This window comes from Pseudomonas sp. GM25, assembly GCF_000282255.1.
Taxonomy (GTDB): domain Bacteria; phylum Pseudomonadota; class Gammaproteobacteria; order Pseudomonadales; family Pseudomonadaceae; genus Aquipseudomonas; species Aquipseudomonas aphyarum.
The window spans coordinates 67,709-79,505 of record NZ_AKJQ01000046.1 but is presented as its reverse complement, the minus strand read 5'-3'; the positions used below and the strand labels follow the sequence as shown (position 1 = coordinate 79,505).

The window sequence follows — 11,797 nt, the reverse complement described above, 5'->3', positions numbered from 1 at the left end:
TGTGGATCTGCAGGACGAGGTTGGCGGTGCTGGTATCGCCGTCGGCATCGGTGATGGTGTAGGTGAAGGTCTCGGTGCCGTTGCCGCCGCCGTGCAGCGCTTTGAAATCGGCGTCGCTGGTGTTGAGCGTGTAGGTATAAGTGCCGTTGGCGTTCAGCACCAGAGTGCCGTAAGTCCCGGTGAAAGTGCCGGCGGTGATCGGGCCGGCATTTTCGCCGACAGGCACGCGGTCGGCGCCTTGCACGTCGTTGGTCAGGACGTTGCCGCTCAAGGTCAGATTGGTTTCCGAAGCGGTGCCCGCATTGCTGTCATCCACGCCTTTTGGCAGGTCGTCGACGATGTTCACGTCCAGCGTCGCGTTGGCGGTGGTGCCGTTGTCGTCGACCACGGTCACGGCGAATTGCTCGTTGAGCACGTTGGCGCCGTTGGCGGTTGGATGCGCCTCGTTGTCGACCAGGGTGTAGCTGTAGCTGACGACGCCAGTGGCGGCGTTGAAGCCGGTAATGGTCAGCGTGCTGCCCAGTGGCGTGGTCACCGATTGTGGGAAGCCTGCGGCCACACCGTTGGTGACCACGGCGATGCCGCCGATGGTCAGCGTGGTAACGCCGTCCAGCGCGGTGATGGTGAATGTGCCGCTCTGGGTCAGGGCTGGAGCATCGGGGCTGCTGCCGTCACCGAGATTTTTTTCGTAGACGGTGAGTTCGCCGCCGTTCACGTCGAGGCCGTTGATGATCACCGGATCGTCGTTGTTGTGGATCTGCAGGACGAGGTTCGCGGTGCTGGTGTCGCCGTCGGCATCGGTGATGGTGTAGGTGAAGGTTTCAGTGCCGTTGCCGCCGCCGTGCAGGCTTTTGAAGTCTGCATCGTTGGTGTTCAGCGTGTAGGTGTACGTGCCGTTGGCATTCAGCACCAATGTCCCGTAAGTCCCGGTGAACGTGCCGGCGGTGATCGGGCCGGCGTTTTCGCCGACAGGCACGCGGTCGGCGCCCTGCACGTCGTTGGTCAGGACGTTGCCACTCAAGGTGAGGTTGGATTCCGAGGCGATGCCGGCGTTGCTGTCGTCCACGCCTTTTGGCAGGTCGTCGACGATGTTTACGTCCAGCGTCGCGTTGGCGGTGGTGCCGTTGTCATCGACCACGGTCACGGCGAATTGCTCGTTCAGTACGTTGGCGCCGTTGGCGTTCGGATGCGCTTCGTTGTCGACCAGGGTGTAGCTGTAGCTGACGACGCCGGTTGCAGCGTTGAAGCCGGTGATGGTCAGCGTGCTGCCCAGTGGCGTGGTTACCGATTGCGGGAAGCCTGCGGCCACACCGTTGGTGACCACGGCGATGCCGCCGATGGTCAGCGTGGTAACACCGTCGAGCGCGGTGATGGTAAACGTGCCGCTCTGGGTCAGGGCTCCCGAGTCCGGGGCGCTGCCGTCGCCAAGGTTTTTCTCATAGACGGTGAGCTCACCGCCCTCGACGTTCAACCCGTTGATGACCACCGGATCGTCGTTGTTGTGGATCTGCAAAACGAGGTTCGCGGTGCTGGTGTCGCCGTCGGCATCGCGCAGGGTGTAGGTGAAGGTCTCGGTGCCGCTGCCACCACCGTGCAAGGCTTTGAAGTCGGCATCGCTGGTGTTCAGCGTGTAGGTGTAAGTGCCGTTGGCATTCAGCACCAGGGTGCCGTAAGTACCGGTGAAGGTGCCGCCGACCACCGGGCCACTGTTGGGGCCGACAGGGATCCGGTCGGCGCCTTGGGTGTCGTTCGGCAGGACGTTGCCGGTCAGGGTCAGCAGGGTTTCCGAGGCGGTGTTCGGATTGGTGTCATCGGCAGCCTTGGGCACGTCGTCGGTGATGTTGACGTCCAGCGTGCCGGTGGCGGTGTCGCCATTGCTGTCGCCGGCGATCACGGTGAATTGTTCGCTGAGGTTATTGGCACCGTCGCCCGCCGCGTGGGTTTCGTTGCCGTTGAGGGTGTAGCTGTAGCTGACCGTGCCGGTGGCCGGGTTGTAGCCGGTGATGGTCAGGGTGTTGCCCAGTTGCGTGGTGATCGATTGCGGGAAACCGATCGGCACGCCACCGACGATCACGTTGATGCCGCCGATACTCAGGCTGCTCAGGCCGTCCGGCGCCGACACCGTGAAGCTGCCGGTCTGGGTCAGCGCGCCAGGGTTGGCGGCGGAACCGTCGGGCAGATTGGCTTCGTTGAGGGTCAGTTCACCGCCGGGTACGGACAGGCCGCCGAGGGTCACCGGGTTGTTGACCGGTGGTGGTGGCGGAACAATCGGGGCGGCCTGGCCGTCACCGTTGTCGATCACGGCGTTATGCCGCTCTTCGGGAAACTCGGGAATGCCGTTGAAACCGGCGGTCGGGAAACCGATGACCGGATCGACCCGGCCCGCCACTTCGGTCAGCAACACAAAACTGTGGCCACCACCCAGGCCACCGGGCGCGCCACCGGTTGCTCCGGGGCCGGCCGCTGTCGCTTCGGCGGTTTTGGTCGGGTCATCGCCGGCGGCAATGGCTTTCTGGATCTGTTCGACGTCGGTCAGTTGCGACTCGCTCGGGGTCACCGCTTCCGGGGCATTGACGTGGGCGGCCTGATCGGCGAGCAACTGCCCGGTCATGGTCAGGCTGCTGTCCCGACCGAGGGTCAGTTCCTGGCCATTTTGCAGATGGACGGCAACCGCCCCCTCCGCCCCGGTGATCAATTGATCCCCTGCAAACAGCCGATCGCCTTCGACCAATGGGCGGCGAATGCCGTCTGCCGATTGAGCGAAAACCTGACCAATGACTTTAGTGACGATCCCGATGAGCGTTGCCATGTGCATTCCTCCGCTGCCGACCACCGTCGGCGCTGGTTCGCGAAGCAGCCCATGGCTCAAGCGGGTTGTCGGGGCGACGCTCGCACCTCGACAGTTCGTTTCGCAGGTTGCGCAAATCCAGAAACTCCAGCGCCATCAAGCACTTGGAATCTCTGTTCGATGCAGCAGGCCCACTAACGCTACGTAACGGTGGTGAATCACCAGAGTGACAAAAAACTGTCGCTCATCAGCCGCTACGCGTCCCTCCCCTTTAGCAGTACTTCGCCGTATGTCGCAAAGTGAGTGGAACTTTCCTCAAGCCTTTCTGTGCTCCCTAAAGCGCATAAAACAAAGGCTTTCGAGTGGAACAATGTGCTGGATTTGGCGAACCGCATAAGTTTTTTTTGGCATAACCCATATGAAAATTTTTTCTTAGCTACGCTTCAGAATGTTCTTAGCTCTGTTGTTACAGGCATGAAACGCTTTCTACTAAAAATATCGTCAATAAATTGGCGACAGCGGAACACCATCAGGACTCAGGGAGATGCACCCATGCGCGTACTAACCCCCCTCTGCAGCGCGGTTTTGCTGGCCATGGCTTGCACTTCCCAAGCCCAGGCCATGAACCTCACCGAAGCGATCCAGAGCACCATCGCCACCCACCCGGAACTTGCCTCGCGCGTGGACGCGCGCCTGTCAGCTGATGAACAAGTGAAAGTCGCCAAGGGCGGCTTCTATCCGTCGGTGGATCTGAACGCTGCTTACGGGCGCGGCTACAGCGACAACACCAACACCCGGGCCTTTGGTAACCACCACACCGAAATCCTCAATTACACCCAGTCCGAGCTGCGTCTGCGGCAGATGCTGTTCGACGGTTTCAACACCGCAAACGAAGTCGAGCGCACCAAGGGCGTTTCCAACTCGCGCGCCTATTACGCGCAAGGCACCGCCCAGGACCTGGCCCTGCGCACCATCGAGGTCTACCTCGAAGTGCTCAAGCGCCGTGAACTGGTGACCCTGGCCAGGAACAACCTGCAGGCGCACTTGCGCGTCAACGACCAGATCGGCCTGCGTACCGAGCGCGGCGTGGGCAGCACTGCCGACTCCGATCAATCGGTCGCCCGTAAGGCGCTGGCGCAGAACAACCTCGACACCGCCGAAGTCGATCTGGCCGACGCCGAATCGAACTTCTACAGCGTGGTCGGGCGTATGCCGGATGAACTGGAAACCCCCGCCTCGACCCGTGGCGAGTTGCCCGCCACCCTGCCCGAAGCCCAGCAGAGCATGGTCGAGAACAACCCGTACCTGAAATCCGCCCAGGCTGACGTGCAATCGGCCGAGAGCCAGTACGAAGTCGCCAAGTCGCCGTTCTACCCACGCTTCGATGCCGAAGCGGCAGTCGGCGCCAACAACAACGTGCAGGGCGACGAAGGCCACGACAACGAATGGCGGGTCGGCGTGGTGATGAACTACAACCTGTTCCGTGGCGGCAGCGACAAGGCGCGACTGGCCTCCGATGCGCACCAGATCAATCAGGCGATGGACATCCGCAACAACGCCCTGCGCCAGCTCAACGAGAACATTCACCTGGCCTGGAACGCCATGGTCAACGCCAAGAAACAGACCCCGACCGCCCGCGAATACGCCGAGACCACCAAGCGTGTGCGCGCCGCGTATCAGGATCAGTTCGGCCTCGGCCAACGCACCCTGCTCGACCTGCTCGACAGTGAAAACGAGCTGTACAACGCCAACCGTCGCTACACCGAAATCCGCTACACCGAGGAATATTCGATGTACCGCGTGCTGGCGAACATGGGCCAGTTGTTGAACAAACAGCGGGTCGTGCTGCCGGCCGATGCGATTGCCGCGACCGAGGTGAAGAACGAAGCACGCTTGCCCGAGCTGAAATAACCACTCTGCCGGAGCTGCCGAAAGCTGTGATCTGATCGTTCCCACGCTCCGCGTGGGAATGCAGCCCGTGACGCTCCGCGTCACTGGACGCAGAGCGTCCCTAGAGGCATTCCCACGCGGACGGTTCGACGCCTCGACGTGGGAACGATCAACTGAAGTAGTGCCAGGGGAGCGATCAATATGACCAGCATGCAACCCGGTAACACCGGGATCGATCCGCGGCTGAGCTTCGATGACCCGTTGCTCGACGGTCTGTTGATCCTCTGCAAACTCCATGGCGCGACGGTCAGTCGCGCCAGCCTGAGCGCCGGGCTGCCCCTGGACAAACAACGCCTGAGCCTGGACCTGCTGCCCCGCGCCGCAGCCCGGGCCGGGTTGCAGGCGCGCTTGCTGCGCCGTGAACTCAAAGACATTTCACCGCTGAACCTGCCGGTGCTGTTGCTGCTGGGCAACGGGCGCACGGCGGTGCTGCGGCGATTTGCCGAAGACGGCAAGGCGCTGATCCTGCCCAGTGAAGCCGACGGCGGCGAGCAATGGGTCAGCCGTGAAGAGCTCACCGAACACTACAGTGGCCAGGCGTTGTTCGCCCGGCCACGGCATGAACTGGAAGACCTGCGCTCACCGTTGGTGCCACGGGTGCAGGCGTGGTTTCGCGACACCCTGAAGCTGTCGAAATGGCTGTACAGCGACGCGATACTCGCCAGTTTCCTGATCAACCTGCTGGGCCTGATGGTGCCGCTGTTCGTCATGCAGACCTACGACCGCGTGGTGCCGAACCAGGCCACCTCAACGTTGTGGGTGCTGTCGATCGGGTTGCTGATCGGCACTGGTTTCGAACTGGTGCTGCGGGTGGTGCGTGCGCACCTGCTGGACACCGCCGGCAAGAAAACCGACGTGATCCTTTCCGCCACTTTGTTCGAGCGCATCACCGGCATGTCGATGAAGGCCCGGCCGGCGACCATCGGCGGATTCGCCCAGAGCATTCACGATTTTCAGGGCCTGCGGGAATTTCTCACCGCCGTGACCCTGACCAGCCTGATCGACCTGCCTTTCGTGGTGTTGATGCTGGTGGTGATCGGCCTGCTCGGTGGCTGGCTGGTGGTGATTCCGCTGCTGGCGTTTCCGATCACGATCGTGTTCGCGATGATCATTCAGGCCCGTCTGCGTGACACCGTGCAGAAAAGCCTGAGCCTCGGCGCCGAGCGTCAGGCATTGCTGATCGAAACCCTCGGCGGCCTGGAAACCCTCAAGGCGTGCAGCGCCGAAAGCGAGCGCCAGCACAAATGGGAAAGCACCCACGGCGCCCTCACCCGCCTCGACAGCCACGCCCGTAATCTCTCGGCGCTGGCCACCAACGGCACACTGTTCATCCAGCAGTTTTCGGGGATGGCGACGATTGTGGCCGGGGTTTACAGCATCATCGCCGGCAACCTCAGCGTCGGCGCGCTGGTCGCCAGTTACATGCTCGGCAGCCGCGTGCTCGCGCCGCTGGGCCAGATCGCCGGGCTGATCACTCGTTACCAGCAAGCGCAACTGACCATGAAAAGCACCGACGCGCTGATGTCCCTGCCTCAGGAGCGCGACGGCAAACAGCGGCCGCTGGAGCGCACGCAACTGCAAGGCGCGCTGGATGCCAACGCCGTGACTTTCCACTACAACGGCCAGAACGCCCCGGCCCTGAGCAACGTCAGCTTCAGCGTCAAACCCGGCGAACGGATCGGCATCATCGGCCGCAGCGGTTCCGGCAAAAGCACCCTGGCGCGGCTGGTGATGGGCTTCTACGAACCGGAAGAAGGCCAGTTGCTGCTCGACGGCCTCGACCTGCGGCAACTGGATGTCGCCGACCTGCGTCAGCAGATCGGTTACGTCGCCCACGACCTGCCGCTGCTGGCCGGCAGCCTGCGTGACAACCTGACCCTCGGCGCTCGCTACATCAGCGATTCGCGGATGCTTGAAGTGGCCGAACTGACCGGCGTCACCGAGCTGGCCCGACAGCATCCGCAAGGCTTCGACCGGCCGGTGGGCGAGCGCGGGCAATTGCTCTCCGGCGGACAGCGCCAGGCGGTGTTGCTGGCGCGGGCGCTGTTGCTCGACCCGCCGATCATGCTGCTCGACGAACCCACCAGCGCCATGGACAACAGCAGCGAAGACGTCCTGCGCCAGAAGCTGCACGGCTGGGTGCAGGGCAAAACCTTGTTGCTGGTCACCCACCGCACCTCGATGCTGAGCCTGGTGGACCGGTTGCTGGTGCTGGACAACGGCCGGATCGTCGCCGACGGTCCGAAAGAAGCGGTCATCGATGCACTGCGCAAGGGCCGGGTCGGCTCGGCGGCGGTCTAGGAGTTGCCCCATGTCTGCTTCCTCCGGCTCTGATTCAAATGCTAAGTCCCGTGGCTACTTCGACAGTTTCGGTAAAAGCGCCGAAGCCGAATTCATGCCGGAAACCGCCGGCGCCTCGTTGCAGGATTCGCCGCGCTGGTCGCGCATCACCGTGTGGCTGGCGGCGGCGCTGCTGATCAGTGCGCTGGTCTGGGCCAAGTTCGCGGTGCTCCAGGAAGTGACCATGGGCGAAGGCAAGGCGATTCCGTCGAGCAAGGTTCAGGTGATCCAGAACCTCGAGGGCGGGATCGTCACCGAGATCTTTGTGCGTGAAGGGCAGATGGTCAGCAAGGGCGACACCTTGCTGCGTCTGGATGACACGCGGTTTCTGTCGAACAAGGGTGAAAGCGAGGCCGATCGTTATGCCCTGACCGCGCAGGTCGAACGCTTGTCCGCCGAGGCCGAGGGCCGGCCGTTCAAGCTCTCGGACGAGGTGATTGCCAAGGCCCCGCAAGTCGCCGAGGACGAGCGCTCGCTGTACGAGCAGCGGCAACGGCGGCTGGCCAGCGAGCAACGCACCCTCAGCGAACAGCTGCGGCAGAAGGCGCAGGAACTGGCGGAGTTTCGTTCGAAACAGGGGCAATACAGTTCCAGCCTGGCGCTGCTGCAACAGGAAATGAACATGTCGGAACCGCTGGTGAAAACCGGCGCGGTATCGCCCGTGGAGATCCTCCGCCTGCGTCGTAGCGCAGTGGAAATTCGTGGCTCGTTGAATGCCACGACGCTCGCCATTCCCCGGGCCGAATCGGCGATCAACGAGATCAAGAGCAAGATCGACGAATCGGAACAGACCTTCCGCTCCGAAGCGGCCAAGGAGCTCAACGAGAAACGCACCGACCTGTCGAAAATCACCGCGTCGAGCATCGCCATCGACGACCGCGTCAGCCGCACCACCGTGACTTCGCCAGTGCGTGGGGTGATCAAGCAGATGAAGGTCAACACCATCGGCGGCGTGGTGCAGCCGGGCAGCGACATGGTGGAAATCGTGCCGCTGGAAGACAACCTGTTGATCGAAGCCAAGGTCCGGCCGCAGGACGTTGCGTTCCTGCATCCGGGCCAGAAAGCCATGGTCAAGTTCAGCGCCTACGACTACACGATCTACGGCGGGCTCAGCGCCAAACTTGAGCTGATCGGCGCCGACACCATCACCGACGACAAGGGCAACAGCTTCTACCTGATCCAGGTGCGTACCGACAAAAACCATTTGGGCGGGGATGTGAAACCGTTGCTGATCATTCCGGGGATGGTGGCGACGGTGGACATTATCACCGGGGAGAAAAGCGTGCTGGATTACCTGCTCAAACCGGTGCTGAAGGCCCGGACCGAGGCGATGCGCGAACGCTAGTGGTGATCCGGACTTTGCGGTGAATGATCTGGCCCCATCGCGAGCAAGCTCGCTCCCACAGGTATGGCGTCGTACTCAGGTTTTGTGCTCGACAGGGACATTGTGGGAGCGAGCTTGCTCGCGAAGGCGTCGGGACAGGCAGCGATCATTTTGCGTGATTACGCAGGAAAGTCTCCTCCCCCATCGCCGCAATCTGCCCCTCGATCAACGCCTCGAACGGCTTGAGCAACGGCTCGAAAGAGACCGGCGCTTCCAGTGTCTGCAACGCCTGAACAATCGCCTCAATCGTCGACAACGCCCCCGGCCCCGGTGCCTTGCGCAGCCGATACCGTGAAACCCCACCCTCCGCCAATGTCACCCGTGGCAACGCCGCCAGCAACGGATTGAGGTGCAACATCTTGCGCGCCTTGCGCCACGTGCCGTCCGGCACCACCAGCAACAGCGGTTCATCGGACGCGGTGTAAGCCTGCATCGGCTGCGCATCGTCCGCCGGGAACAGCAATCGCGCCCGATACCCCGGTCGGTTCAGCAGCGCGGGCAGATCCTCGAACACTTCGCCGACAATCAGCTCGGCATTCTTCAACCCGAGCGCTGCCAACCGCGCCGTGTTGAGCGCGTGATTGACCTCGCTCGGGTGCTGCAACAGCAACACCCGGGTGCGGCTGTCGAGGCTGGGGATCAGCGGGCAAAGGCAGTGGGTTTGTGGGCGCAGGCAGCGCGGGCATTGGGGTCTGGACATTGTCTTATGCCTGATTGAGCTGCGCTTTGAGCAGATCGCGGAAAGTCTGGATCAGCGGCTCGCGGCTGCGGCCCCGGCGCATGATCATGGAAAACGGTGCCTGATAACCGAAGGTCGCCGGCAGCAGCACCCGCAGATCGCCCTTGTCGGCCCAGGCCTGGGCGTAGTGCTCCGGCAGGTAACCGATGTAGGCGCCGGACAGCACCAGAATCAGCTGCGCCTCCATACTTTCCACGGTCGCGGCGCTGTGCTTGAAACCGTGGCGTGCGAGTTCGGCCTGGCTCCAGTAACCGCGTCCGACCATGCGCTGCTGTGTGATGACTTGCTCGGGAATCCGCCGCTCGTTGAACAACGGGTGACGGCTGCTGCAATACAGCCAGTGCTGCTCGCGATACAGCGGCATGTACACCAGACCGCTCATGCGCGTGGAGAATGCACCGATGGCCAGATCGAGGCGGTTGTCCTGCACGCCGAGTTGCAGTTCATACGGGCTCATCACCGACAGATGCAAATGCACCGCCGGGTGTTCCTGGCTGTAGGCGCCGATGGCTTCGGCGAACGGCAGGGCCTTGTCGCTGACCGTGGAGTCGATCACCCCGAGGTTGAGGGTGCCACGCAATTCGCCCTTGAGCGCGGCGGCGTATTGCTCGAAACCTTCGAGCTCGGCCAGCAGGCGCAGGGTTTCCTGATGGAACAGCTCGCCCTTGCTGGTCAGGCTGAAACCACCGCGCCCGCGATGGCACAGCACCAGACCGAGAGCGGCTTCAAGCTGGCTCATGTAGGTGCTGATCGCCGAGGTCGACAGGTTGAGTTCCTGCTGCGCGTTGGCAAACCCCTGATGGCGCACGACGCTGACGAAGATGCGCAAAAGTTTCAGGTCGGGTAAAGCGTTGGCCATGTCTACTCCAAGGATCGTTCCCCATAGATCGTTCCCACGCTCTGCGTGGGAATGCCGCCTTGGACGCTCTGCGTCCGCTTCACGGTTGTGACGCGGAGCGTCACGGGATGCATTCCCACGCAGAGCGTGGAAACGATCAGCGAGAAGTCTATCCATCTCCCTCTCATTAGTTTAGAAATTTCTGAACTAAGTATTTGCCCGTAGCGATTCTTCCCCATCACTACATTTCGCAGAATCGGCCCCACAGCGGTGCCCGTGACCTTGCGAATGCGGTGCGCCGACATAAATAAAACAAAGACGATGAGGCCCTACCCGTGGACAAGATTCTTCACCAACCACTGGGCGGCAACGAAATGCCGCGCTTCGGCGGCATCGCCACCATGCTCCGACTCCCCCATGTACCGACCGCTGCCGGCCTGGATGCTGCCTTCGTTGGCGTGCCACTGGATATCGGTACTTCGCTGCGCCCCGGCACCCGCTTCGGGCCGCGCGACATCCGCACCGAATCGGTGATGATCCGCCCGTACAACATGGCCACCGGCGCTGCACCGTTCGATTCGCTGTCGGTTGCCGACATCGGTGACGTGGCGATCAACACCTTCAACCTGCTCGACGCCGTGCGCATCATCGAAGAAGCCTACGACAACATCCTCGAGCACAACGTGATCCCGATGACCCTGGGTGGCGACCACACCATCACCCTGCCGATCCTGCGTGCCATCCACAAGAAGCACGGCAAGGTCGGTCTGGTACACATCGACGCCCACGCTGACGTCAACGATCACATGTTCGGCGAGAAGATCGCTCACGGTACAACCTTCCGTCGCGCCGTCGAAGAAGGTCTTCTGGACTGTGACCGCGTGGTGCAGATTGGTCTGCGTGCACAGGGTTACACCGCTGACGACTTCAACTGGAGCCGCGATCAGGGCTTCCGCGTTGTTCAGGCCGAAGAGTGCTGGCACAAGTCGCTGGAACCGCTGATGGCCGAAGTGCGCGAGAAAGTCGGTGGCGGCCCGGTATACCTGAGTTTCGACATCGACGGCATCGACCCGGCTTGGGCGCCTGGCACCGGCACTCCGGAAATCGGTGGTCTGACGACCATTCAGGCGATTGAAATCGTTCGCGGCTGCCAGGGCCTCGACCTGATCGGTTGCGATCTGGTAGAAGTCTCGCCCGCTTATGACACCACCGGCAACACCTCGCTGCTGGCCGCCAACCTGCTGTACGAAATGCTCTGCGTACTGCCGGGCGTGGTCCACCGCTGAGGGTCGGGTCATGAACGAACGTGATCAGGTTCTGAAAGCGGCCGCCGATCTGGTGTCCGCCTTCGCCCGCAACGATCGCGAAGCCTACTTCGGCGCGTTCAGCGCCGATGCGAGCTTCGTGTTCTACACCCTCGAACAGCCCCTGCTGTCGCGCGATGCCTATCAGGCGTTGTGGGACAGCTGGCGCGCCGAGGATGGCTTCGAGGTGCTGTCCTGCACTTCGAGCAACGCCTTTGTCAGCCTGCAGGGTGACGTGGCGATTTTCATCCATGACGTGGCCACCGAGCTGCGCATGCAAGGGGAGCAACACTTCAGCCAGGAGCGCGAGACGATTGTTTTCAGAAAACAAGCGTCGAGCCTAGAACAACAAGGCCATTGGCTGGCCTGCCACGAACATTTGTCCGCAATGCCGGAAGGGCTGCCATCCCCTTAGCCAAGACAGGTGACGCTCACGCACGATGAGCGCGCCTTT

General features: G+C 62.3%; 8 protein-coding genes. 5 read left to right on the top strand and 3 right to left on the bottom strand.

Translation table 11 applies throughout. The features are described 5' to 3' along the window. The coding region (locus PMI24_RS18715) for a retention module-containing protein (protein ID WP_007956602.1) at positions 1–2,809 on the bottom strand (2,809 nt) is incomplete at its 3' end. A gap of 531 nt (positions 2,810–3,340) precedes the next feature. Between PMI24_RS18715 and PMI24_RS18710 the strand changes: the two genes are divergently transcribed. The 3 genes from PMI24_RS18710 to PMI24_RS18700 all read left to right on the top strand — a co-directional run bounded on the left by PMI24_RS18710 (position 3,341) and on the right by PMI24_RS18700 (position 8,423). Next, positions 3,341–4,699: a TolC family outer membrane protein gene (locus PMI24_RS18710; protein ID WP_007956601.1), complete on the top strand. Its 1,359-nt coding sequence runs from the start codon at positions 3,341–3,343 to the stop codon at positions 4,697–4,699. Positions 4,700–4,879: 180 nt separating this feature from the next. Beyond that, a complete protein-coding gene (locus PMI24_RS18705) occupies positions 4,880–7,039 on the top strand; it encodes a type I secretion system permease/ATPase (RefSeq protein WP_007956599.1) in 2,160 nt (719 codons plus the stop codon). A 10-nt stretch (positions 7,040–7,049) separates the two neighbouring features. Continuing rightward, positions 7,050–8,423 (top strand): HlyD family type I secretion periplasmic adaptor subunit, encoded by a 1,374-nt coding sequence (locus PMI24_RS18700; protein WP_007956597.1) that lies wholly within the window; start codon positions 7,050–7,052, stop codon positions 8,421–8,423. Between the two features lie 145 nt (positions 8,424–8,568). Here the strand turns inward: PMI24_RS18700 and PMI24_RS18695 are convergent, their stop codons facing one another. Both PMI24_RS18695 and PMI24_RS18690 read right to left on the bottom strand, forming a co-directional pair. Further along, entirely contained in the window at positions 8,569–9,162 is a 594-nt protein-coding gene (locus PMI24_RS18695) for a tRNA-uridine aminocarboxypropyltransferase (protein WP_007956596.1), read from the bottom strand. A gap of 4 nt (positions 9,163–9,166) precedes the next feature. Further along, the gene (locus tag PMI24_RS18690; protein WP_007956593.1) at positions 9,167–10,060 is read right to left on the bottom strand and encodes a LysR family transcriptional regulator; all 894 of its coding nucleotides are present in this window, start codon (positions 10,058–10,060) and stop codon (positions 9,167–9,169) included. A gap of 314 nt (positions 10,061–10,374) precedes the next feature. On the opposite strand from PMI24_RS18690, the gene speB reads away from it, so the two are divergent. Together speB and PMI24_RS18680 are read left to right on the top strand one after the other, a co-directional pair. Further along, complete coding sequence (gene speB, locus PMI24_RS18685; protein ID WP_007956591.1) at positions 10,375–11,325, top strand: agmatinase; 951 nt, start codon at positions 10,375–10,377, stop codon at positions 11,323–11,325. 10 nt (positions 11,326–11,335) lie between these two features. Continuing rightward, a complete protein-coding gene (locus PMI24_RS18680) occupies positions 11,336–11,758 on the top strand; it encodes a YybH family protein (RefSeq protein ID WP_007956584.1) in 423 nt (140 codons plus the stop codon). Positions 11,759–11,797: the final 39 nt, after the last annotated feature.